The 26,423-nt window shown below is 32.7% G+C and carries 18 protein-coding genes and 2 pseudogenes; 15 read left to right on the forward strand and 5 right to left on the reverse strand.

Translation table 11 applies throughout. The features are described from left to right. Positions 1–981 precede the first annotated feature (981 nt). Positions 982–2,040 (reverse strand): hypothetical protein, encoded by a 1,059-nt coding sequence (locus RTP99_RS21240; protein ID WP_046648603.1) that lies wholly within the window; start codon positions 2,038–2,040, stop codon positions 982–984. Continuing rightward, positions 2,034–3,443 carry a DUF3696 domain-containing protein gene (locus RTP99_RS21245; RefSeq protein ID WP_046648605.1) on the reverse strand — a complete coding sequence of 470 codons (1,410 nt, stop codon included), beginning with the start codon at positions 3,441–3,443 and terminating at the stop codon, positions 2,034–2,036. The genes RTP99_RS21240 and RTP99_RS21245 overlap by 7 nt, the downstream gene beginning before the upstream one ends. A gap of 879 nt (positions 3,444–4,322) precedes the next feature. Here RTP99_RS21245 and RTP99_RS21250 point away from each other — a divergent pair. The 3 genes from RTP99_RS21250 to RTP99_RS21260 all read left to right on the forward strand — a co-directional run bounded on the left by RTP99_RS21250 (position 4,323) and on the right by RTP99_RS21260 (position 7,633). Next, positions 4,323–5,162, forward strand: a complete 840-nt coding sequence (locus RTP99_RS21250) for an abortive infection system antitoxin AbiGi family protein (protein ID WP_046648607.1) — start codon at positions 4,323–4,325, stop codon at positions 5,160–5,162. Between the two features lie 2 nt (positions 5,163–5,164). Next, on the forward strand, positions 5,165–6,382 hold the full coding sequence (locus RTP99_RS21255; protein ID WP_046648609.1) for an abortive infection system toxin AbiGii family protein: 1,218 nt from the start codon (positions 5,165–5,167) through the stop codon (positions 6,380–6,382). A gap of 726 nt (positions 6,383–7,108) precedes the next feature. After that, complete coding sequence (locus RTP99_RS21260; RefSeq protein ID WP_046648611.1) at positions 7,109–7,633, forward strand: C40 family peptidase; 525 nt, start codon at positions 7,109–7,111, stop codon at positions 7,631–7,633. A 544-nt stretch (positions 7,634–8,177) separates the two neighbouring features. On the opposite strand, the gene RTP99_RS21265 is transcribed toward RTP99_RS21260, so the two are convergent. Together RTP99_RS21265 and RTP99_RS21270 are read right to left on the reverse strand one after the other, a co-directional pair. Next, entirely contained in the window at positions 8,178–8,813 is a 636-nt protein-coding gene (locus tag RTP99_RS21265; protein WP_000724525.1) for a hypothetical protein, read from the reverse strand. 26 nt (positions 8,814–8,839) lie between these two features. After that, positions 8,840–9,652: a papain-like cysteine protease family protein gene (locus tag RTP99_RS21270; protein WP_046648613.1), complete on the reverse strand. Its 813-nt coding sequence runs from the start codon at positions 9,650–9,652 to the stop codon at positions 8,840–8,842. A 580-nt stretch (positions 9,653–10,232) separates the two neighbouring features. Between RTP99_RS21270 and RTP99_RS21275 the strand changes: the two genes are divergently transcribed. From RTP99_RS21275 to RTP99_RS21285, 4 genes and pseudogenes are all read left to right on the forward strand, one after another. After that, entirely contained in the window at positions 10,233–11,903 is a 1,671-nt protein-coding gene (locus RTP99_RS21275) for a M4 family metallopeptidase (RefSeq protein WP_000754399.1), read from the forward strand. A 224-nt stretch (positions 11,904–12,127) separates the two neighbouring features. Then, positions 12,128–12,442: pseudogene (locus RTP99_RS27890) on the forward strand (PAS domain-containing protein); the annotation flags it as partial. 129 nt (positions 12,443–12,571) lie between these two features. Next, entirely contained in the window at positions 12,572–12,868 is a 297-nt protein-coding gene (locus RTP99_RS27895; RefSeq protein WP_372684182.1) for a methyl-accepting chemotaxis protein, read from the forward strand. A gap of 202 nt (positions 12,869–13,070) precedes the next feature. Beyond that, positions 13,071–13,286, forward strand: a complete 216-nt coding sequence (locus RTP99_RS21285) for an alpha/beta-type small acid-soluble spore protein (protein WP_001167047.1) — start codon at positions 13,071–13,073, stop codon at positions 13,284–13,286. A 69-nt stretch (positions 13,287–13,355) separates the two neighbouring features. On the opposite strand, the gene RTP99_RS21290 is transcribed toward RTP99_RS21285, so the two are convergent. Beyond that, positions 13,356–13,775 (reverse strand): hypothetical protein, encoded by a 420-nt coding sequence (locus RTP99_RS21290; RefSeq protein WP_000755782.1) that lies wholly within the window; start codon positions 13,773–13,775, stop codon positions 13,356–13,358. A 949-nt stretch (positions 13,776–14,724) separates the two neighbouring features. On the opposite strand from RTP99_RS21290, the pseudogene RTP99_RS21295 reads away from it, so the two are divergent. The 8 genes and pseudogenes from RTP99_RS21295 to ltrA (RTP99_RS21330) form a co-directional block, all read left to right on the forward strand. After that, a pseudogene (locus tag RTP99_RS21295) lies at positions 14,725–15,975 on the forward strand (lytic polysaccharide monooxygenase); the annotation flags it as partial. Positions 15,976–16,606: 631 nt separating this feature from the next. After that, on the forward strand, positions 16,607–17,020 hold the full coding sequence (locus RTP99_RS21300; RefSeq protein ID WP_046648621.1) for a DUF6018 family natural product bioysynthesis protein: 414 nt from the start codon (positions 16,607–16,609) through the stop codon (positions 17,018–17,020). Next, complete coding sequence (locus tag RTP99_RS21305) at positions 17,004–17,177, forward strand: hypothetical protein (RefSeq protein ID WP_154304934.1); 174 nt, start codon at positions 17,004–17,006, stop codon at positions 17,175–17,177. Before RTP99_RS21300 ends, RTP99_RS21305 begins: the two co-directional genes overlap by 17 nt. Before the next feature lie 103 nt (positions 17,178–17,280). Next, complete coding sequence (locus tag RTP99_RS21310; protein WP_046648623.1) at positions 17,281–18,372, forward strand: DUF6094 domain-containing protein; 1,092 nt, start codon at positions 17,281–17,283, stop codon at positions 18,370–18,372. Between the two features lie 15 nt (positions 18,373–18,387). Then, on the forward strand, positions 18,388–18,579 hold the full coding sequence (locus tag RTP99_RS21315; RefSeq protein ID WP_046648625.1) for a hypothetical protein: 192 nt from the start codon (positions 18,388–18,390) through the stop codon (positions 18,577–18,579). 59 nt (positions 18,580–18,638) lie between these two features. After that, positions 18,639–21,224 (forward strand): DEAD/DEAH box helicase family protein, encoded by a 2,586-nt coding sequence (locus RTP99_RS21320; RefSeq protein WP_046648627.1) that lies wholly within the window; start codon positions 18,639–18,641, stop codon positions 21,222–21,224. 571 nt (positions 21,225–21,795) lie between these two features. Further along, positions 21,796–23,607, forward strand: coding sequence for a group II intron reverse transcriptase/maturase (gene ltrA, locus RTP99_RS21325; protein ID WP_046648629.1), 1,812 nt, complete (start codon positions 21,796–21,798; stop codon positions 23,605–23,607). An 851-nt stretch (positions 23,608–24,458) separates the two neighbouring features. Next, positions 24,459–26,357, forward strand: coding sequence for a group II intron reverse transcriptase/maturase (gene ltrA / locus RTP99_RS21330; RefSeq protein WP_172656215.1), 1,899 nt, complete (start codon positions 24,459–24,461; stop codon positions 26,355–26,357). Positions 26,358–26,423: the final 66 nt, after the last annotated feature.

Raw genomic sequence — 26,423 nt, forward strand, 5'->3', positions numbered from 1 at the left:
AATTTAACACCTATAAAATATGGTTATAAAACAAAATCCAACTATAAGGATAATGGATATTGTAATAAATTGATTGTAGTATCTTTGCAATTATTGTATTTATTTGAGGGGAATAGTCTTTTTTGTTTTCTTATGTAAATTACGTGAATCACCAACGGTTTATTTGGTAAACATGGGATGAAATATAGCTGTTTGATTGCAATTTCATCCTGGAATTGAAGTTTCTTAATGGATTAGACGATTGCTTTCAAAGATGAAAAGCCCATGTCAATGAAGGTATTGAAGAAATATATTTCTTATCATCTTGAGGAGAATGTTGCAGAAACATTTTATAAATTTGCTCTCATTGAATTTTAAACATACAGGTAGAAAAACAAATAAAAGGGTTACTTTATAAAGGTGCTCAACAAAAATAAACGTTTATAAAATTATTTATATCACCTTTATAAATTTGATATTTCAATGTTTCATGAATATGGACCCATCGTTTGTAAAGGTATACCTTTACAAACGTAGGGGTGTAATAAAATTTCGTGGGATTTAATTTATAATTTAATTAGAATGAAAGAACAAAAGTATCCTTTATAAAAGAGATGAGCAAATTGATCTATTATAAAAGTTCATTAGTTTTAGATAAATTAAGATTCAATTGTTTGAAAAAGGTTTTGTAAGTAGTTGGTTTATTTGGCAGGATTATTAGATATCAAATCAATTATATATTTTATGACTAAAAATAAATTTTTAACTAATTTTTCAAGTTAATATTTTAATAGGTTTCGTTTTGGAAATATTTCAATGGTATTTTCTTTATATAATGGAATAGGGGACGAGAGGAATACCAAAATAATTTTTACTACTACTGAAAAAGAACTTGTAGCAATTTATACAAGTTCTTTTTGGTGTTCAGATTTAGTATGAATAATCAGTTTACATAACTATATATCAGAAATTTATATAGTGATTGATATATAAAGAGTAAATTTAGGCAAATTGAATAATTTTTTTGGTTAGTTCTTTTAATTCATTCTTATCATCTCTAGATAGTAATTCTGCTGGGCTTTTTACGTAGTGAAAAGCTTTCCAAACCTGCTCGCCAAATCCATCTACAATACTACTTTTACCTGAAACGGTTGCTGCTACCTCTTCAGTTCCTTGTATATTGAGATCACACCAAATTGGTAATTTACAATTTCGAAGCGTTAACCCCTTTTTCATGTCAAAATAATCTTTACATTGATCAGGAAAGGAAAAATAAACATGTTCTAAAATACGATTTTCTTGCTCAAGATATTCCTCTAAAGCTTTATCAGGTAAGTAATTTTCCATTTCTCGCTTATTTAGGATATGTAATATATAACCATGACTTTCACAAATACGTTTAATTTTATTAATGTATCTTTCTTTTGATGGGGTGTTATATGTACTAGGAGGAGAAATAATATCACTATCTATTATACAAATGGTCCTATGTTTTCCATTTATACTTTGGGCAACTTTTGATAAATCACTTCCCCCACCATGTACAAACTCAATCCATAATTTATTCGATCTGCTTTCTCCTAAAAGTTCTAAACATTTCTCTATAAAAAGTCTATCGGATTCTACATTTTCTAAAACTATTTTTAATGGTTGTCCTAGAAAATCCCATACAGTATCTATAGTTATTAACTCATATCTAATCCCATTTAAAATAACAGTATACCTATGACCATTTAAATATTTAAACACTTGTACTCCTGAAATTGTACCAATTTGGCTTTCAATAAGAGTATTTAATTCTTCTACACTTGAATATACCTGAACTATTGTCTTATCTTCATGTTGTTTTGATTTATAAAGAGTATTTTGTACTACCTGTTTTGTTATATAGTCTCTATAGCTTTCTAAAGCAGTTGTTTCGAAAAGTGTTAAATCGTCTTTATCATCAATAAACCATTCATGCTTTCCTGATTCAAAGTAACAAAAAAGGAACTTTATAATTTGTTTTACTCTTTCATCACCTATTTTTGACATTAATTCATTTGGAAGGTTTATCACCATGGTATTTTGCTGCCTCCCTGTTTCTCATGTAAAGAACTCCTAAGTTTTAAGACTTCATTGTAATCTTCTTCAAAAAATCCCTCTGGCCAGTTAGATATATTTCCAAATTCATCGATTTTCAATTTTCTTATTATATTATGATTTTTGCTTTTTAATTTTTCTGTATAATAAATTGCAACTTCTTCAGGATTAATTTTTCCTTCTACTATATATCTTCTCAATCTTATAATCATATGTTCACTGTGTGTCTCAACTAAAAATTTGTTTTTAAAACCATAATTTTCCCTAGTTCCTTCAATAAATAGGTCAATTAGGCAAGCTTGAGCAGAGGGATGTAAATGTAATTCTGGTTGTTCTATTATATGTAATTTTGCTAAACTACGCTTGGCATCATAGGATGTTTTAGACTGGTGTAAAAAAGTTTGTACAACAATAGGAATTAATTGAGATAGGCCGTGTCCAACATCGATTAAATTGTTTTTTTGACCAGTTATTTCATCCGTTACCATCAGCCGAAATAAATCAGTTCTGCCGCCATATTCACTTCCTATTAAATCTTCGACATCTATTCTATGGTTTAAATTTTTACTCAGCCAATTTGATACCTGATTAATTAATTGCTTTCCTTTCCTTATATCCTGTCCAAGGATGGCAGGAGCAAACTCTCCGTCATGTCCAACATAGTTAACAGCATTTTCTCTATATCTATAAGAACGTTCAGGGGTTTTTCTAAATGGACCAATATAAAAAATATTACTTGCATAAAAGTTTAGATATCGTATTAATTCCATAAACAAATAGCGGAAAGCCATAACTTGTTCATCGTCATCATCTTTAACATCTAAAGGTAATATTTTGAAATCTGGAATGAATTTATCAAATACAAACTTTTCTGCTTTGATTTTAAAGCTAGTTTGAATTATTCCTTTCACTTCATAAGACTCTGAATCTCCTATTAAATTTAAAGAGAATACTTCACCATGGTTTATATCTATATCGGAAAGGATAAATTTTTTGATTTTTAATACTCCGTATTCGTCCTGTAAAATACAAACATTAAGTTTAAATTTTTCTAAACCAGAAAAAAACCTTAAAAACCTGTTGCGTACATATGGAGAAAAACGATTAAGTTCTTTACGATCAATAATTAATTCAAACTCTATGGATTCATTTCGGTCATGCTCAAATACCACATCTTCAAAGTTTCCATAATCTATTGTTTTTCCATATAATAACAAAGGTGCCATAGAGTCATCTAGAAATGTTTGTTTTAGTACTAATGGAAACCGCATAATACTACTTTTTCCAGAGCTATTTTGTCCTATTATAAATGTTAAAGGTTTTAGTTCTATTTCCTCACTATCAATAAAACCCTTTATACGTTTTAATCTGAAACGTTCCATTCAAAGTTCCCCCTTATACATTGATTAGAAAAAGACTAGTAGTAAATTCATTCCAATTATATCTTAAACAGACCTTAATTTTATACAATTTTTCAATATGTAATTTATAAAATTAATATATACGAGAATTTAATTCATTTTTGTTTTGAGGAGGAATCAATTTCTTGATTTGATGGTGGTGTAAATGCAACCCTTAATTGAATTTTTAAAATAGCCAAAGCCCCCATTACTCATATACGATAAAGTATCTATGAAAGTAGGTGCTTTTTTCTTTGTTATATAGAAATTATACATTAATTCATATTTGGAATACTTTAAAAAGAAAAGGTGATGACGGAAGTAGAGACGGTTTGATATCCTCATGATTAATAGTTACGTTTAACTATATGTACATTACAAATATAAATATTATTCTTAAATATAGATAAATATCTTTCTGCAAGACTGCAACATTCTTCTTTACTTACCCATGTATACATTTTTACGTATTTATTATGGTATCAAAGTTGATTTAAAACGGTTTATATAAAATCAATAAATGAGATTTTTAGAGGAAGGGCAGATCTTTATTTATTGATTCACATAATTTTCAAACATTAAAACTCTAGACGTTAATATTTGTTATATAATGGAATCAATATGGTTTCCCCGTTATGAATAATGAGATAATTTATGTGTTCCGTGTATTCGTTTTAAAGCAAAAAGAACTTGTAGTGATTTCTACAAGTTCTTTTTGTTTTTCTTATTGTATTAGAAAAAAGCCCTTTAAATATAGCAGAAACAATAATAAAGTATTTATTTCTTGTTTGCTATGTAAAATGATAATAAGTGGGTTTAATATTAAAGATGAAATATTTTATAGAAATGAGATGAAGTCGAATGAGTGAAACAAGTATACATATTGAACTTGAACAAAAACCTGAAACCAAGGAGGAGACTTCTTATATTAGGCCATTACAAAGTGCAAATGTTTTGTTTAAGTTTATGAATAGAATAGAATTTCTTAAAGATATTTTATTGAAAAAGGCTATTTTACCTCGATATTACGAAGAAAAAATAGGTTACTTGGAAATTGAAGAATTGGAAAAAATTGCATTTCCTATGAGCTGTTTTTGCGATATTCATTTAAACAAACTTGTACCACATATGGTGAATTACGGTTCGTATGGGATTGGTTTGAGTAAAGAGTGGGGTATAAGACAGGGAATTCAGCCAATCCATTATATTAATAAACACTCAAATTTACGTAAAGATTTTAGTATTATTCTTAGTAAAGCCATTAATGATTCACCAGAAAAAAGTGATGAAAACAATGATTATAATAATTATTTGTTACATGATTTATTGTATATGAAGCCTCTTGATGGAGAAATGCCAACAAATAATCACCGAGAAATAGCTATAAGGAATTTTCATGATGAAAAAGAATGGAGATATATACCTAATATTGAGCAGGTAGAAACAGAATTACCTTTAATTATTAGTCAAGAGCAGATGAACCCAAAAAGTTATTTTACTTATTCACAAGCTATTGCCCAATGTCCTGATTTATGGTTGAATTTTGAATTTGAGCACATTAAACATATTATTGTTAGCAAAGAGAGCGAGAGAAGTGAACTTATAGAGTTTGTCGTCCAAAACAATATTGGTGAAACTTACGAGCAATACATATTATTCTCTAAAATAATTGTTTTTGATGAATTAAGAGAGGACTGGTAAAAATGTTTGCTAATTTTAACAAAGCTTTATTAAACAATAATCAAAAGGATACAAAAATACCGAAAGAAGTATTGGGTTCATTAAACGAGAAACTTCCTAATGACTTAGTTTATGTTGAAATAGAAGATAGGAAAGGTGTAGTTGCACTAACATCAAATAGTTCATCTATGGAATTTGGTGGACTTAGTTTCGATTTAAACAATGATGTATTTGCAGAGTTCAAACCTTCAAATGTTAAAGAAGTTTTGGAGTTTCTATATAGAACTCAGCGTAAATATACAATTAGTAAAGACGCTAATGAGTATATAACTATAAATGGTAATAAGTTTAAAATAGATGAAGTAATTAAAGATCCTTTCAAAGAAAATGAAATAGGGAAATATGACATAACTATTTATCCGCAACCTTTTCCAGAGCCATTTAAGCTGTCTTTTGAAGGAAAAGGAGTAAAGAAAGATATTACTTTCAAAAGACAACCTTTTGCTGATATGCACAAAGTACTATTTAAAAATATTGATAATGAAACTTTCAGTATTTCTTATGTTTTAGATGAGAGAGAGAAACATCTAAAATTCAATTTTAGTCTAAATCTTGAAAATACAAAAACAGTTGAGGAAACAGTTGAAGCACTAAAATTATATTATGCATTCGTTTCAGGTGATATTAAACTTAATGGGTCTGAACTTAATGAATATGCGATTAAAGAAACAGAGAAAACCTCTGTTTTGGAGACGATAAAGTTTTGGGAAAAAGTTTTGGAGTTACAAAGGAGATTGAGGGTTACTTTTATCCCTAAGTCAAAACTTGAAATAGAAGATATAGTATTGATTGAAAAGTTGTACCGGACTTTAATTGAAGAAAAACCCTATAAAGAATATATAAATATCAGTGAATTAACTTTGACAGGTACTAATGATGTTGAGAAGTTATTAGGGCAGAGTGGTTTATCTATGTCATTTCATCAACATGATAATGTTAAAGTATTTGGGGTTAATTTAGACTTGTATAGCATTATCTGTTACTTTGATTTTAAAGTGACTGATATAAAATCTTCGGAAATAAATAAAGCTGATGTTAGTAAAAGTATTTTGGTGGTTGAACCAGTAGAAGGAAGAAAAACTTATCAATCATCTATTCATTTTTCTACTGAGCAAGAGCTTAAAGATTATGAATTGAATAATACCGAATTACAATATGCTGAAGAAATAATAATCAATTAAATTATAAAAAAATTTTATTAAAAAAAAGCATCATTGGGAGATAAACAATAGTAATTGTAACTTCTTTAACAACCAGGTACGATTATACAATAACACTACAGAAACGACTATATTGTTTTATATTTAAGTATAATGAAGAGTTCACATCAAAAATTAAATGAATTTAGTATAGCCCCGTTTTAAAAATCAGAACGGGGTTATACGTGCTTTAGATTTTTAAGATAATCGGATTCATTTTCCAAGTAACATTTCTGGTACGCTATTAAAAGGTACACCTTTTAGAACGTATTTAATATTTGTAAATTGAAAAATGAGTTTTACAAAACATACAAAATGTTAAACTCATAAGAACCAGCGATATCATATAATTTTCTTTGGTATTAATGGTTTTTTTCGCTATAAAATGAAAAGAATAAGATTATCAGCTTTACAAAATAAGTTTATAGTTAAGGTAAGTTTTATATAAAATAATTCTCTTTATTTCTCAATTGATATTAGAATATTCGCATTATGTATTTTTTGTACTTTTATTGCATAAATCATTAATCTAATCTCATAATGTATTGAAAAAACAAAGACATTAAAATTAAATATTAATAAAAATACAAAACGTAAAAAATATGTAGAATACTGTCTAATTTATTATATTTTCTCCTCTTTATATAACAATTAATCTATTAGGTGATAAGAATAAAATCTTACAATAGATTATAGGGGGAGAAATTTATGAAGAAAATTTTAGTTGGTGCAATAACAATAGGAGTTATACTAGGATCTGGTAGTAGTTTTGCTGCTGCAGATGAACTTGATAGCATTTCTAAAAATGAAAATACAATTCAATCAATATCTGCTTCAACCACAAAATCAATAACTACGAATCAATTTAATAAAATTTATGCAGCCATGAAAAAATATGAAGGCACACCATATAAATATGGTGGGAATAGTCCTAAAACTGGATTTGATTGTTCGGGGTTAATGCAATGGGGATATGGGACACAAGGGATTAAATTGCCACGTACAGCACAAGATCAATATAATAAAACTACACGTATCGCTAGAAGTGCTCTCCAACCAGGAGATTTAGTTTTCTTTAAAGGAACAGTTTCAGGCAAGTCAGGTATCACTCACGTTGGTATGTATATTGGCAACAACAAGTTTTATAATGCTAGTAATTCTGGAGTTGGTGAAGCTAGTTTAAATAGTTCTTATTGGAGTAAATATATTGCAGGATACGGTCGAGTTAAATAAAAATATAAGATTTAATAAAAAGAACTGAAGTTCATTTTGACTTCAGTTCTTTTTGATAATCATTTGCTTTAAACTATCAATCTTCAATAATTTATTAAATTTTTCATCTCAGAGTGGAGAAAAATTATAAGACAAGAGAAGCAATAAAATAAAATTGGTGTATCTGTATGAATAGTTCTTTACAAAGGAAAAAAGTTAAAATCGCTTCAATATGCCATATAAGAAAGTAAAAGCTGCTTCACAAAAAAAGCCCTTTCCATTGCTACAAAGCAATAGAAAGGGGGAAGTATGATGAGTGATCGTATTGGTGAAGGGTATAAATAATGATATGCTTTCAAAAATATTTTAGCATGTTCATAAAAGAAATGAAGGAGGAAATTTAACTTGATGAAAACCTATAGAATACTTTGTAAAATTAGTTTTTTGCAGTCTTCTTTAAGGGTTTCGTTTTTTTTATGTCAGCTACTGTTTTAACTACTTTACTAACAGTATTTTAATAAAGAAATTTCTTCCTAAATGAGACCCTGTTGTCCCTTCATCAATCTTATTGTTGAGATAAGAGAATTCTTTCCTTCATTTTTAAAATGATTTCATCAGAATTAATTTTTTTGGCTGATGGAACTCCTAAAATAGCAGAAGCCCCCTCACTGGCATATACTTCTTCTCCATTTTCGTGAGAAACAATAAATAACCCTTGTCCTTCAAATTCAATATATATAATTTTTTTAATTTGTTTTACATTTGTTTGTATAGACCTATAGATTTCATATAAATCTTTACTACGTTTTTCTCCCCCCATACGTATAGGCTCTTGTTCATTTGTAAAAATTAATCCCTCTGGATTGTTTCTATTTAAAATAAACCATAATTTTTCATCTGTGGGCAATAAATATTCAGATAGCTTTTTGGAGTCATTATTTATAATGTTTTGTTGTTGTATTTCATAAACATGGAAAAAAAATGTGGATATTTCTAAAGTTGAATTAGACGTAAAATTATGATTTTGATAAAGTTGCTTGCCGTCTTTTAATAGAGCACTTTTACTATTTTGATAATCTTTTAGTGCTATCTTTTCAGGTGACTCTTTAGAATTATCTGTTGCTTGAGCAATTTTATTCATACTTATTAATGCAATACTTAAAAATACGCCTAAAATTATAGTTCTCGTTATTTTTTTCATAAACTTATTTTCCTCCTTATTTTCATTTAATATCCTCTACTAATACCTTGAACTGTTTCATTCCACCAAAATCTATCGTTATTTTTAAATGATTCAAAGTTATGTTGATAATGATCTCCATACCAAGGATCCATATAGGTAATATAGTTCATATTATTCATACCTTTAAAATAACCATCTAACACAAGAAAATGACCAATATTCCCTCCGTTTTTCCAATTAATTAGTGTAATCATTGGTTTATTGCTATTAATTTGGCTTCTAAACTCATCATAAGAAAGAGTTCCTCTATTAATTGTTGAAGTTAAACCAAAATAAATAAGGCCATTTTGTATTTCTCTAGAAGTAGCTGGATAATTGTATAAGCCTCCCTTTACATATCCTACAAATTGCTGTTGTGTAGTTGGTTGCCCAAAATAGTTTAAAACAGATACTGAAGTACCTGCCCAACACCAATTAGACTGCTGTTGTTTAATGTTAGGAACATTTAGTTTAATAGTTGTTGTAGAATTAGGTGGATTTCCATTTATAAATGCCGAAGCAACATATGCTTTTTTCCCGTTTTTAAAAAAATAAAACCAGCGATTATCTATACTTCCAGTCCAATAATCTTTTAAACCCTCTCCATATTCCCAACCATTGAAGTAAACGGTTTGATTTCCTTGAAGAACATCTATTATATTTCCAGTCGAATCTTTATTATCGCGCACATTTACCCCGATAGGAGCAGTTACACCTGAAAATTCAACTTCTTCGGCAAACACATCATTGACATTAGTAAAATTCCACAGAGATAAAATAAATACAACTATAATTAAAATTCTTTGTGCAAGCTTCATCTTCTCACATCCTCATATGATATGTTGAAAAAACTATTAAAACGAAAAATTAAGTTACTTAACTTTTTAAAATTTCAAGTACACACTACTTTTTTATAACCCATGATGTAACGCCCCTTTCATTTTATTTCTATACTATTTTAATTTATTCTAATATCCACATAATTCCTCTTGAAATTCTAATATGTAAAAAATATGACACAATTAAAATTTGGTTCTCGAATGCTCCCTAGCTAGCAAATAGGAGCATAAAATGTGAGACAGGTAGTCAAATATGGCTGTTATAAGAAAATAGTAGATAGAAAAGGAATCAATCAATAATAAATCATAAAAATACCCCTAGAGAAATCGCAGGCGTTTTTTATAGATGAAGTCTTCAAAAACATACCTTTAACTCATTTTTTAGAAATCTACCTTCCGTTCATTAGTTCCAATATTCTGAGTTTGTTTTAGAAATAGACACCACTTTATTTATATAAATATGCAATTATTCATATTTATATAAATATTTTAAAAGTAATTGTATATTTAAGTTTGTAATTATACTTTTTATTTGACTTATATTGAAGGGGGAAGATGTATGAAAAAAACTGTTATTACATTACTTGCTGCAGGAACAATGTTAGGTGCGCCTTTTTCAACTGCATTTGCAGAAGAACAAGCATCCCAAAAAGAAGTAATGGATAAAATGGAAGTGCAACAAAAGAATTGGAATGAGGAACAAGGAAGTCCATCATTTCTTTCAGGTGAATTATCTGATAAAAAGGTAGAAACTCAAAAAGCAGTGAAAGAGTTTCTTGAAGAAAATAAAGAACTATTTAAGGTAAATCCACAAACGGATCTGACACTGAAAGAAGTGAAATCGGATGATTTAGGTATGAAACATTATGTTTATACAAGGTCTGTAAATAAGGTGCCTGTTGATGGTGCACAATTCATTGTTCATACAGATAAAGAGGGCAAGGTAAAAACAGTAAATGGAGATGTTCATCCGGCTGCTGCAGAAAGTTTAAAAGGTGATACAGAAGCAAAGATTACAAAAGAAACAGCGCTTTCAAATGCTTGGAAACATATTAAACTTACAAAAAATGATACATTAGTAAAAGTAGATGGAAACACATTAGACCAGGTAAAAGAAAACTTAGATTCTACAAATGAAAAAGCGGACTTAGTTGTATATGAAAAAGACGGAAAGTATTATCTAACGTTTAAAGTGCAACTGCAATTTATTAAACCTTATGGAGCTAACTGGCAAATTTATGTGAATGCAGAAGATGGATCAATCATAGATTCATATAATGCAGTTACAGACGCAGATAGCGCTCAAAAAGGATATGGATATGGAGTATTAGGGGATCGAAAAGAACTGAATACAACATTTGATAGTGTACAGAAAAAATACTATTTAAAAGACACAACAAAGCCTATGAATGGAGGCTATATTGAAACATTTACGGTAAATCATAGTGATGCAGATTATCCAGTTAACTATCGTCTACTGGATAATGATAATGCTTGGATAAATAAAGATCAAGGACCTGCGGTCGATGCTCATTATAATGCTGGAAAAGTCTATGACTACTATAAAAATATTCACAATCGTAACAGTTTTGATGGAAAAGGAAAAACAATTCGCTCTGGTGTAAATTATGGAGTAAATGTAAATAATGCATTTTGGAATGGGCAGCAAATGGTTTATGGAGATGGTGATGGGCGCATATTCTCTCCACTTTCAGGTTCCCTTGATGTTGTTGCGCATGAATTAACTCACGCTGTGACACAGTATTCAGCTGATCTTCGTTATGTAAATCAATCAGGTGCATTAAATGAATCTTTCTCTGATGTATTTGGATATTTTGTTGATCCAACAAATTGGGATTTAGGAGAAGCTGTATATACGCCTGGTATTTCTGGAGATGCACTTCGCAGTTTATCAAATCCTGAAAAATATGGCCAACCTTCTCATATGAGGGATTATCAATACCTTCCTGCAACTGAAGAAGGCGATAACGGTGGGGTACATATTAATAGTGGTATTCCGAATAAGGCTGCATATCTGACAATCAATGCTATTGGTAAAGAGAAAGCAGAAAAGATCTATTATCGCGCGTTAACAACATATTTAACACCAACAAGTGATTTTAAACAAGCTCGTACAGCTTTATTACAATCCGCAGCTGATTATGATGGCTATGGTAGTGCAACCTATAAAGCAGTAGAAAATGCTTGGAATCAAGTGGGCGTAAAGTAAATTAAAATTCGTTTATAATATTTTTATGTTTTTAACATTTAAATCATAAAAGGACCTATGTCTTGTTAATACAAGTAGGTCCTTTTATTGTATTAATTATATTTATTAAATGTTATAATATGTGTAAACGATAAATGGAGGTTATTATGAATCTTTCATCAAGTGTAAGCAATCAGGTACTAGATCAAACAATGATTTTGGTTGGACTGGAATCCAATTTAGCAATGATAGAATTTAATTTAGATACAGAGGTAATTTGGGTAAATGATCATTTTGCACAAGCTTTAGGTTATACAATCAGTGAAATGAAGAACATGGTACATAAACAATTTTGTCCCCATAGTTTTATAAATAGTAGAGAATATAATCAGTTATGGGAGAATTTAAAAAAGGGAATTAAGTTTCAAAAGAAAATTCAAAGAGTTGGTAAAAAAGGCGATTTAACTTGGTTTGAGGCTACCTATATTCCAATTAAAAATGAACAAGGGGTAGTAGATGCTGTACTAAAAATTGCAACGGATATTACAAATCGTGAAAATCAAACAAGAGAAGTTGTTTCACATTTAAAGAATTTATCTATAGATTTAGGAAGTAAAGTCGACATTAATTCTAAGGAAAATATGAAAGCTCTACAATCTTTAAAAGAACAGATTAACTTAGTAAGTGAAATTGCTCAAATGATTAAGGAAATTTCTTCCCAAACTAATATTTTATCTTTAAATGCAGCAATTGAAGCGGCAAGAGTAGGAGAACATGGACGTGGATTTGCAGTAGTAGCAGAAGAGGTAAGAAGATTGGCAAGTAATGTTGATGGTGCAATAAAAAAAATAAATTTAAATGTAGAGAGTATCACAAATGGTGTAACCATTGTTAGGAATGTGACTGAAAAATTACAAAGAGAAGTGATTAATAATCAAATTGAAATTAGTAATACTATGGAAAAGTTCGAAAATATTGTGGGGTGAATATAAGCATAAAGAACTATCTTTTGAAGTTAAGCTATAAATTATACATAAAAAAGAAAGGCATGTCTTACATGCCTTTCAAGTGATTACTATTTTCTAAAGAGGGATGAAAGCTTAGGTATATAATGGCTAAATAATTTTTTTGCATATTTTGTTGGTAATAGAGCATGATATTACCAAATTCAACGGAGGTGTTTAAAAAATGCAAATTCGCGAAAATAATAATTCAAACGAAATTTTAATAGCAGCTGCAGCAAGTGCAATTGAACAAATGAAATATGAAATTGCTCAGGAGTTTGGTGTTACACTTGGACCGGATTCAACAGCAAGAGCAAATGGTTCAGTAGGTGGAGAAATTACAAAACGTTTAGTTCGTATGGCGCAAGAGCAGTTATCTGGTCAATATAAAATTCACTAAAGTTAAAGGTATATCCCATTCAAGGGATATACCTTTTTAATTTGCTTTTAAAGAGGGCTGTTCAATTTTTTATTGTTGGTTTAGTTTAGATACTGCAAATTTAGCTGTGAAATTCATTTTCTTCATGTAAGAAGAATTTACTCCTGCTTGAAATTGAACGGAAATATTACCATCTTTTTGTGCTTTGAAGACGCGACCGTATGGTGAATTAGCATTGTATGTGCCAATTACTTGATTATCTGCATCAAAGACTGTATAAGAAATTGGGAACCCTGAATTTTGTACAAAGACTGTAAGCTCTTCCCCTTTATTAAGATTAAATGATTCTTTTTGAGAAACTTCATAGGAACTCATAGAGTAATATTTTGTAACTTCTTGAATATCTAAATTTGTAGTTGCCGCACTCGCTTTAGGTGCCTCTGCTCCTGGTAAGTTCATACCTGATAGTACTGCAATTCCTAATGCCCCTGCTAAAATAACTTTTTTCATAATGCTAGTTCCTCCTTTAATATACTGTGAGATTTGAAACCGGAGTGAAAATATCACTCCTTGAAACCATTATAGTTACAACGAGAATGATTTTCAATGAGATTTGATATGTAATTCTGCATACATAAGGTGTCGATATAGGGTAATCTATCCGAAGTTTAAAGTATTCTTAAAGAAGGAGAGGACAATTTTTCAAAACTATGAATGAGATGGTGGCTGGTTTTTATATACGTTGGTTCTATAAGTAAATATTTTGTTGTTTTCTATCGTGCATTGTATATAATGTAAATAAACACTCAAATGTTGATAAAGTTGTATAATATGGAATTATTAAACAAAATTAAATGATTATATGCTATAATAAAGCTGCAATAAGGTTCAACATCCTAATCTTATTGTGTATATTTAACCTATGTATGTCGTTTGTATAAAAAATAAGAAGTCTCTCAAAAAGAGGCTTCTTATTTTTTTGATAGAGGGGGAATACGGATGATGGATTATTATCAAATTTTTTTATTTACGATGGCATGTATTGCCTTGTTTTTTTATATACTACATGCTGGGAAACCAACAAAAAGAAATAAATGGAAATTTATTGGTGTAATATTTTTATTTTTCCTTTTAAATTATTTATTTCTTAAATTCCTATAGGTAAATGTAAGAGGAAATATGTTTGTTGCTCTAAAATTACAGTAAGAAGAACTTTTAAGACAAAAGAGAGCTACAGGAAAAAGTCCAATAACTGTCATAATTTTTGTGCGAGTTTAATAAATTGATATGCGATAATTTAACTATAGGGTTATTTGAATGTGATAAAGGTAAATGAATAATTGAGTATGAAATTATAAGGTTTTGTATTCAATTGTTAATTTTAGTTATACGTGTTTAGCCTTCACTTACATTCATGCTCTTAATATAGTAAGAAATTCAATAGGAGGGGACTAGTAGTATGAATAAAAAAATTTTAGGGCAGTTTAGAAAAATGGCTACAAATAAAAAAGGATTAAGTGCTGCTGCAGTAGCAGTGGGAATTATGAGTACAACTCTTATTCCTCAAAATGCCTATGCACATGGGTTTGTTGAAAAGCCAGGTAGCCGTGCAGCTTTATGCAGTCAAAATTATGGGGCGCTAAATTCAAATTGTGGAAATATAATGTATGAACCACAAAGTTTAGAAGCTCCTAAAGGATTCCCACAGGGTGGACCAGCAGACGGGAAAATTGCTTCAGCAGGAGGCCTGTTTGGTGGGATTCTTGATCAACAAACAGCTGATCGATGGTTTAAGAATACGATTAAAGGCGGAGAAAACACCTTTACTTGGAAATACACAGCTCCTCATTCAACAAGTCAATGGCACTATTACATCACGAAAAAGGGATGGAATCCAAATAAACCTTTAACAAGAGCAGATTTTGAGCCAATTGGTACTGTAAAACACGATGGTTCTAAAGCATCTAATAATTTATCACATAAAATCAATGTACCAACTGATCGCAGTGGGTACCATGTTATTTTAGCTGTTTGGGATGTAGCTGATACTGTAAACGCTTTCTATAATGTAATCGATGTGAATCTAATAAATGATGAAAAACCAGATACAGAAGCACCAGCTCAGCCATCTGGACTACAAGTAGTAAAAACTACCTCAAATAGTGTAGAACTTAATTGGAAACCCGCAACAGACAATGTAGGAGTGAAAGAATATCAAGTGCTACGTAATGGAGAACTAATTAATACTGTAGTCGGTACAAGTGTAATTGATAAAAAATTAAACCCAAACACAGAATATACGTATACAGTAAGAGCAGTAGATGCTGCAGGAAATATATCTGAGAAAAGTGAAGCATTAGTTATTAAAACAACAGAGGAAAAACCAGATACAGAAGCACCAACTCAACCTAAAGGATTACACAGTATGGGAACTACTACGAGTAGTATTGATTTAATGTGGAGTCCATCGGAGGATAATGTAGATGTGAGCCATTATATTGTATACAGAGAAGTTGGAGGGGCCATGAAAGAAATAGGTACTGCTAATACAACTTCATTTATGGACAAAGATTTGCAAGCGAATACAGTATATAAGTATGTAGTATCTGCTGTCGATACATCTGGTAATGAATCAATGAAAAGTGATGCCATCACAGTTACAACAAAAGGACAAGAAAACTCTTATGAACAATGGAATGCGCGTAAAGCGATAGGTGCGTGGATTGAAATGTGACGGATATAGAGACAGGTGAAAAAACAAAAAGTCGCACCTTATATAGGTGTGTGTGGATTGAAATCTTAAAGAATACTATGAAATTGAAAGAAGTACTGTCGCACCTTATATAGGTGCGTGAATTGAGATCGCTAGTGCTAAACGTCTAAAGGAATTGTATGGGAGTCACACCTTTAGTAGGTGTTTGGATTGAAATTGATAAGACACTTGATAGTATTTTATTAAGCCTTAACGCATTACCCATATACTATTTGACTAACGTCCTTCATAATCTTGAGGGAAAAGGATTCTTTTGGTAATGCGTTAACTTTAATTAAAACCTTCTTGAAATGTATAACAATATTATATAATATATAGGTATATTGTTAGTTTATTTGATTCCGTTTATTCCCACACCTTATGTGTTGTGGTTGAGTTGTAGAAGCAAGTTGCGTCTTGTTTCAATTGTGAAAGGGCTTCTTTGAGCCGATTAGTGTATATATAGCTTATTTTGCTATACACATTTTTAATCGACTTGAAGAAGCCCTTTTTGTGTTGTTTTCAGGTTTGCAGGCGGGGTTATTTTTGATTTATAAAATAACAAATTAAAAAGTAGAGGAGATAAAAAATGAAAAACGATTGTAGACACTTAAGACTAATACCAACAGTAGAGGAACATAAAAAACGAATGGAAAAAAACCGGAAGTCATATGCTGCATCAGCAATGTTAATCGAATCCAGATCGAGAATTAATCAATTGCGAGGTTGTTTAGAGGCAGAAATCATATTACCTGATGGTAAAATGCAATATTTTAAACCAAACGCCATTCATGAAAAGGAAGCCATTCAAGAAATTGCATTATTTATTGAAGGCGTACAGGAAGCAAAAGGAGGCTATGTTATCTTATGGCGCTTTGTCGGGCAACAAAGTTTTTTCCAGGGTACAAAGGTCGTAGCTGAACCGAAGTTTCGTAAAATTATGCGTAAGCTGAAAGATTATTTTTTTGACTACGAGGAAGTTGTTTATGAGACTGAAAAATAAGGAAGATAGAGGGATAGATATGAAAAAAGATAACATTTGGACAGTATTAGATGATCCAAAAGAGCAGGAAACAAGAGGGCCATCTCAAGAACCGGATGATATATTCGCTGGTGTGGATGAACTACCGGAGATTACAGATGAAGAACTACCATTCTAATTATGTCGAGGTAGTGTATAGAGGGTAAAAGGAAGAACTAAGTAATGTATATACTTGGATCTTCCTTTTTTTATTATAAAAAAAGAACTTGGAGGAAAATATAATGAGAATCGGAAATGATTTAGCGGCTGGATTTTATCCAACACCACTAACAGAAGGGAAACATTTAGTACAATTATTACAAATGGAATCACAGCGAGCTTATGCTTGCTTTGACCCGTGTTGTGGAGAAGGTACAATTTTACGAAGTTTTGCAGATGAGGTGAAACAAGTTGGTATACAACTTGATACATATGGTGTGGAATTAGATGCAACTCGATATTACAAAGCAAAAGAGCAATTAGATGTAGTGGTACGCTCGAGCTTTGAAAGCATGATGATTAGTCATGACTATTTTCCACTAATCTTTTTAAATCCACCTTATAATACGGAGCTTCGTATAGATAATGAAAAATCAGAGGAAATGGAGTTCAACTTCCTAAAACGTGCTCACCATTATTTAGCAGAAGGTGGGATTATGGTATATGTAATTCTATATGACAGATTTGCTAGAGACGATATCAGTTATTTCTTGGCTAAGAATTATGAGGAAATAGGCTTAATGCGTTTTGGTGATGAAAATAAGGAGTTCGATGCATTTAAACAGTGTGTCTTCATCGGTCGTAAGCGTGAAGCTATGAAAAATGATACATACTTTAACGATCGGTTCGCTAATTTTTGTGAAAATATGTCAGACCTTATTTTCGTCAAAAAAAATGTGAATACATTAGCAGAAATGGTGAATCGTAAAAGTTGGATTATACCTGAATTGCATCATCAGAAAAAAATCATTTTTACATCAAGAGTGGATTATAAAAGTGCTTATGAAGGAGTAGGGAAATCGGAAGGTATCTCGTCGCTCAAAAAGCGTTTAAATAGAGGGAATGGTTACTCACTACAAGGCGAGAAAACAGCTGCAGAGAGAGCAAAGATGCCAATTGCTTCTGGACAATTAGGACTATTGCTGATAACAGGTGTGGCAGATGGTTTGCTTGGTGAAGGTGATACACTCCATGCAGTTCGTGGATCTGAAAATGTGTATTATGAACATTCATTTGAGCAATTAGAAAAAACAACAAAAGAAGTTGTTTTACAAAAACGTCGCGCTAAATTTATCATTGCAACGCCAAAAGGTGAAGTCAAAGAACTTGTCTAGGAAAGGAAGAAGGCTATGTATGTACTATTAGGAATAGGAGCATTATTTATCGTATGGGAATTTAGTAATCGTATGTTTCGTATTGCTATTGTACTTACAGTCATTTGTTTATGTGCTTCTCAATTAGGTGCAGGTGATATGTTACATGCGGCTGAACAGTCATTACCAGAGTGGAAACAGTTTATAGATTTTCAGCCAATAAATTGAATGAGTAGGACATGAAACGTATCGAATAAGATGCGTTTTTTATTTTAGGAGGGAAACTTATGTTACAAGAAATGATTCAACAAGATACATTTGATCAGGGACAAACACCAGCGATGTTGCAATTGGAGACGGGAACTGCTTCCCATTCAGCCTTCTGCTTTGCTATGGCAATAAATCATCATCGTGAAATACAATTTGCAGTACTAGGGGCGAATGATAGTACATTAAAGTCATTTAGGGCTGCCATATCGATGGGAACTAGCCGTTTGTATTTTGGAGAAGGAAAAAGGGAAGAATCACATTACACATTAGATAAAAAAGTGAATGTGATCTCAAAAGGACAATTTGAATTTATTAATACGCAAACTATCAATAAAAAGAAAGCAATTATTGCGTTTTCTAAACAATTAGAGACGAAATACATTGTTGCAATTGACGAAGCACCAGAAATGCAAGTGAGAGACTTCTTAATGGCTCCTCCGTACGGCTTGCCAATTTTAGAAGAATGGGCGAAGCCAATTTATGAGGAGATGCTAACAAGAAATCTATTACAGCCATTAAAGGTATATTTTGATAAGAATGAATTTTCTTCTCTATCTATTGCACAAGTCGTACTAAAAGAAAAGGATTGTAAAGAGTTTTTATCAGAAATGATTCGCTCTGGAAAATGTCAATTTCCACAAGAGGGTACAGGTGAAAAAATTAATAAAATACAAGATTTAAATGAATATCTATTGGAATATTCACCTGTCATGCTTGATAAGGTAACAAAATTAGATGAGCCATTGCATCAACCAATGAAAGATCAGGCATTATCTCATTTTGATACATACAAAAGACCATTATTCCCTGTACAGGCACATGTAGCAACAGGTGCAGCAAAAGCATTACAAGTACAAAAAGGAATCATTATACAGGGGGAAATGTCGTCCGGCAAAAGTGCAATTATGACAGCGACAGTAGATGGATATTTCCATTTAACCGGGAAAAAAGGGTATCGTACCTGCGTATTTGTTCCACCTACTCTTACTGAGAAGTGGGCAAAAGAAGAAATACGACACTTAATACCAGAAGCAGAAGTACATCTGATTAAACGTACAGAGGATTTAATTGGCATTCATCAATCATGGATTCAATCTGGAAGACCAAAACCAGAAAAACCAACCTACTTTGTCATTAGTTTTACTACGATGCGAGGGGATTCTATTAAACACATGCCATTACGCTATAAGAAAATTGCACTTTCCAAGAAATCGGAGGAAGAGGTGCAAAGATATTATAAGAATGGATACTACTGTCCAGATTGTGGTGCTAGGTTACGTAAAAAAGTGTCTTCTATTATGGTTCAACAAGCTAATGGCGAACAAAAGGAAGTCTGTCAGTATAAAGAATTTACAGGAAGTGACTTAGATTCTAAAACCAATAAAAATAGTGTATGTGCCGATTGTAATTCAAATATTTGGAGCCCGAAGGTAAAAACAAAATATGCAAGTTTTAAAGAGTGGACAAAATATGAGAATAAATTAGTACAGGCAATTAAAGAGGGAAATAAAACTTTACAAAAACAACTAGAGTTAGAAAATCGCAACAAACCTTATAGTGCAAAACACTCAGGAAGAGCATATAGAAAAGTAGCTACAGTTGAGTATATTCGTAGGAAAATGAAGCATTTCTTCGATGCTCTTATCGCTGACGAAATACATGAACTGAAAAGCGAAACTGCACAAGGAACTGCTCTAGGGAGTTTAGTTAAAGTTTGTAAGAAATTCGTAGGTGGAACAGGAACTCTATTTGGAGGGAAGGCAAGCGATGTATTTTATACGTTATGGCGTTTATATCCTTCCAAGATGGTTAAAAGTGGGTTTGAATATAGCTCTTTAATGGATTGGAATGAAACCTACGGAAATATTGAGAGAACGTACTACCATGATGGTGAAGTTGTATCTAATGTAGCTTCACGTGGTGCGCAAGGAATGCTGGATAAGACAAAAGTTGTTCCTGGTATTTCACCTTATGTGTTTACTCAATTTTTAATGGATACAACAATAAATATACGCTTAAAAGATGTATGGCCAAATCCAGTCGAATTAATCAATGTACCTACGATTCTTGTTGATATGTCAGATGAGCAAAAACAAGCATATGAGCATATGAAAGAGTCGTTTGAAAAAGCAATTGAAGCAGCGAAAGGTACACCTGATGTCGGCAAATTATGGCTTTCTTACATCCGTACAGGCAATGCATACCCAGATAACATGAATCATTATCCTGACTATTACTTAGATGGTAATGAAAAAGATGTTGTTTGGTCCAATGGAGAATTTAGATTCGATGAGGATTGTATACAGCCTAAAGAAAAGAAGTTGCAAGAGATATTGTGTACTGAAATTTCTGAGAGCCGACCTACTATCATTTATGTATCAGATACAGGATCTACAGTGAAGGAACGAGACATTCAGCCTCGTTTACAGAAAGTTGCAGAGCAAGTACCTGGTGCGAAAGTAGCAATTTTACGTACCAATACAGTTACTCCGCCAAAACGTAGCGAATGGTTAAAAGAACAAGTAAATAGTGGTGTGAATGTTATCATCTGTTCACAAGAATTGGTAAAGGTAGGATTGGACTGTGCGACAAGAAGTTGCTAACAGATAGTGCTTCATAAGAAGTCATCTTAGTCGTTAGAGATGTTCCCGCCCAAAACTGCTTTTCGAGTAATCGAATTGTTGGGTTGCATGAGGGTTAAATGCTTAATGGAGGACTTTACACAGAAGCTCAACAGAGCTAGGGAAAGATTGAGAAGGTATAAGCGAAGCTGAACCTTTGTAGACTCCGTCACCGACAGCAGACGTACTGTGGTAGAAAAAGTCTGTAGAAGCGGATAGGAAAAGTTCTACGGTCGAGGGACTGTGCGACGACCCATAGATCCGCCGGAGGAAAGAAGGATGCCTAACCCAATCGTATCTATCGTTAGTGAAACTTGGTAAGCCCTATGTATTCCTCTCATTCGAGGTAGGAGAATCGTAAGAGACTTACAACATACAGAGGGTAAAGGATTGTGGAAAAAGCGAATGCCAACAGAACGAAAGTTCAGACGAAAGTTCATTTGTATAAGTCGTTGGATAGGGCAATACCCGAACTGAAAGGTTGCTGACTTCCACATGGTCTTCAACACGAAAGAAAGCGAAAAGAATAATCCTATAGAGAGGGAGATATGTTATGAAAACTAACGAGAGTGTTAAGTCGGCTGTTTCCCCACTAGTGGAGAATTGGCACTCAATTAATTGGGTGAAAATTCAACGCTATGTTAGGAAACTTCAACAACGAATCTATCGTGCCGAACAGTTAAACCAAACAAGGAAAGTAAGAAAACTTCAAAGATTACTTTTAAGAAGCAAGGCTAATCTACTTCTAAGTATTAGACGAGTCACTCAAGAGAATAAAGGTAAAAAGACAGCAGGTATAGACAGTTATATCTCTAACACGCCTCAAGAAAGAGTTGATTTATTCAACAAATTAAGCAGATATAGTGTTAGAAATATCAAGGTTAAACCAGCTAGAAGAACCTATATTCCTAAGAAGAACGGTAAACTTCGTCCACTAGGTATTCCAGTTATAGTTGACAGAGTATATCAAAATGTATTCAAAAACGCATTAGAGCCACAATGGGAAGCAAAATTTGAAATGACCTCTTATGGATTCAGACCTAAACGCAGTACGCATGATGCAATGAGTGATTTATTCACTAAATTAAGCAAAGGTAGTGCTAAGGGATGGATTTTTGAGGGGGATTTTGAAGGTTGCTTTGACAATTTGAATCATGATTACATTATGGGTTGTATTAATAACTTCCCTAATAAATCAATAATTCGAGACTGGCTCGAAAGTGGATATGTAGACAATGATGTATTCAATGAGACAACAAAAGGAACGCCACAAGGTGGAATTATCTCACCATTGTTAGCAAACGTGGCACTACATGGAATGGAGAAAGAAATCGGTGTTAGATACATCCATACAACACGACAAGGAGATACATTGTACTCAAATTCAGTCGGTGTTGTTAGATACGCTGATGACTTTGTAATTGTCTGTCCTACAGAAGAAGAAGCATATGGCATGTACGATAAGTTAGAACCATACCTGAACAAACGTGGATTAAATCTTGCGAAAGACAAAACAAGAGTAGTACACATTAGTAAAGGGTTTGACTTCTTAGGATTTAATTTCAGACAATATCCAACAAAAGACGGAATGCGCTTGTTCATTAAGCCTTCCAAAGATAGTGTCAAACGAGCTAAACAAAAGATTAAAGAAATATTCGAATGGGGTAAAGGTAGAGAAACGTCGGTCCTAATTGATAGATTAAATCGTGTCGTTAGAGGAATAACGAACTATTGGTCTCCTACGGTTGCCAAGAAGATCTTCAGAGATATAGATAGTTATATTCTGAAAAGAACGCTAATTTACTTGAAACATAGACATCATCGTAAATCAATTAAATGGATTAGAAAGATATATTTCAAACCCGACCATACTGGTGTGAGCAAGGACAAATGGATTCTTACGTGTCCACATGATAATACAAAACAACTCATGAAAATGAGTTGGGTAAAAATCGAAAGACATATTAAAATCAAACAATATAACAGTCCATTTGACGCTTCACTAAAAGAGTATTTCGAGCGACGAGATAAAAAAGAGTTCGATAAGGAGAACACTTTAGCGAAACAAAAACTTGCTAAAAAGTCTAAATACAAATGTAGGGTCTGCCATGAATCGCTTGTTGGAGACGAACCATTAGAAGCAAATCATATAATACCGAAAATTATAGGTGGTCGTGACACTTATGAGAACCTTGAGTTACTTCATAAGTCTTGTCATAAAACACATCATGCATTATTAGAGAGATATGGTAACGGTAAGCAATTACCAAAAGTTCAGTCTTACCTTAAAAGAAATAATGTGGATGTAAACAGTAAACAAGCGGTCAAATATATGATGGATGCATTTAAGAAGTTTGCATACTAATTGTCTTCGGATGAAAGAGGGCTTGAGCCGGATGTGCTGAAAGGTACAAGTCCGGTTCTTAGGGGGGAAAGAGATGGTAACATCTTTGACCTACCCGACTGCTGGCAACGCCAACATTGATTTTCGTGCGAAACGTTCATCATTGAAAAGATGATGCACTATCAATCAGAAGTTTCTATGTGAATAGCAACACAGAAAGATAGGAGAACTTTTATTCCGAGAAGTGGAATGACGGAGTAACGCCCCGAAACGCTTCCCCTAAAGCTACGACGTGCATTGAAAGATGTGTTTATTTCTTTGTACGAGGCTCGTTAAGGTCGGCAGAAGTTTGCCGTAAATTCATTTTTATAAATGAAATGCGAAAAGGCGCTGGAGGCAGTGTCCGTAGATGATATGCCGGGGGTCATAAAAAACTAGATATGGCGAGAATGTGTGGAAACACTGACGAACTTGCGAATGTACGGCTCCTGAAGTGACCATATAGAAACTGTATGGCACGCAACAAAAGCGTGGTATCTGTGGTTTAGTACGATTGAAGATTAGGAAAAACCATATGTAGTTATAGGCTACATCAAGGATACGGGGTTAAAGCAAGCGCCTAAGTCTAGGTCTGATAGGAATAAAGGAACGTTGGAAGCTATGGATGTGGAGGGAACACACCCGTTGAAGCAGTACAAGGGAATTCATAACCTTGTTTAATCATAGTGAAAGTAGTGGCACGACCGTTGAAGTCCTTGTAATGAGGATGGAGGAACAGCCACAAGTCGTACCTAATAGAATTGAAACCTCACACTTCATGGATTCTCGTAAGACTTAAAAGGTCACAGATCCAGAAAGGAGTGTGATAAACCATGAGATTCAATTTGGAGAACAAAGCAAGAAAAAATGCTAATCTTCGCCACGCAGAGTATTACGATATGCAAAGCGAATTTGATGCACTATACCAAGATAGCAAGGATGGTAAGAGCTTCAAGAATTTAATGAAACTCATAACATCTGACAATAACATCATACTCGCCTATCGGAATATCAAAAGAAACACTGGTAGCCCGACACCTGGAACTGATGGAATCACTATCAAGGATATAGAGAAAATCGAGACTAATGAGTTTCTTATAATGGTTAAAAAACGGTTTAATTTCTACAAACCAAGAAAGGTAAGAAGAGTAGATATTCCTAAAAGTAACGGTAAAACAAGACCTCTTGGCATACCGTCAATATGGGATAGAATCGCTCAACAGTGTATCTTGCAGGTAATGGAGCCAATTTGTGAAGCTAAATTCAATAGACACAGCTACGGTTTCCGACCATTCCGTTCAACCGAACAAGCCTTTGCCGATGTTTCACATCGAGTCAATAGTAGCAACATGCAATATGTCGTTGATATTGATATAGAAGGATTTTTCGATAACGTGAGCCATACAAAGCTAATGCGTCAAATATGGTCACTAGGAATACAAGATAAACAACTATTGGTCATAATCAGACGGATGTTAAAAGCACCAATCGTCATGCCCGATGGTAAGATCACTTACCCAACAAAAGGTACTCCGCAAGGTGGGGTTCTTTCACCCCTACTAGCAAACATCAATCTAAATGAATTTGATTGGTGGATTGCCAACCAATGGGAGGAAAGAAATCTAAAAGAAATTACACCGCAATATCGCAAAGATGGTAGAAGAAATCGTAAAAATGAAAATGTGAAGCTAAGGAAATCGACCAACCTTAAAGAAATTTACCTTGTAAGATATGCAGACGACTTTAAGATTTTCTGTCAAACCAGAAAGGAAGCGGTCAAAACATATCATGCAGCTAAATTATGGTTGGAAGAAAGGTTGAAACTAACCATTTCCAGTGAGAAATCAAGAATAACTAACCTCAAAAGAGAACCCAGTGAATTCTTAGGTTTCACATTCCGAATGGCGCAAAAGGGAAAAAGAGCATCAGGCGAAACAAAATTCGTCATACGCTCCAATGTCTCACCAAAAGCCATAAAACGAATTCATAACCAATTACGCGACCAAATTAAGAAAATTCAAAAGGCAAATAGAGGATACAAAGCCCTAGCAGAAATGAACAAATACAACAGCATGGTAAACGGTATTCACAACTACTACCGTTTAGCTTCTCATGTATCAAGAGATTTCGGCACACTAGGGGGTCACATCCTAATAACCTTATATAACAGGTTAAATGGACTTAGTAAGATAGGGAAATATGAAGGGAAGCATAAAGGCATTCTCGCATATATGGAATCATCCGGTGTGAGATACTACCGCAAATATCCCATCTTGCCCATTTCTTATGTTCAACACAAAAGTCCAATGAATGCCAAAGTTTCGATCAACAAGTATACAAAAGAAGGTAGATTAGGAATTCACAAAAATCAGTCAATCATTCCTGAATGGAAATTGAAGTGGCTGCGAGAAAATCCTGTAGTAAACAATAGGGTATCCATTGAATTTGCAGATAATAGAATATCCAAATTCATAGCTCAGGGTGGAAAATGCGCTATTACTGGAATCGAATTAGACCTTGAAACCATGCAATGTCATCACGTCAACCCTTACCATAAAACGAAGGATGACTCGTATAAAAACCTTGTAATTGTAAGTTACGAAGTCCACGCACTAATTCATGCAACCAACCTTGAAGTTATTAAGAAATATCTAAAGGCTCTGAAATTAAATGACGAGCAACTGGACAAGCTTAATAAATTGAGGAAAAAAGCAGGAAATGACAAAATTTAAAACCTAATCACCTAAGATGTTAGGAAAAGCAAACTATCCAAATTAAATTGTTGTGAGGGAAACAGA

The sequence above is a fragment of the Bacillus sp. (in: firmicutes) genome (genome assembly GCF_031983925.1).
Lineage (GTDB): Bacteria > Bacillota > Bacilli > Bacillales > Bacillaceae_G > Bacillus_A > Bacillus_A pacificus.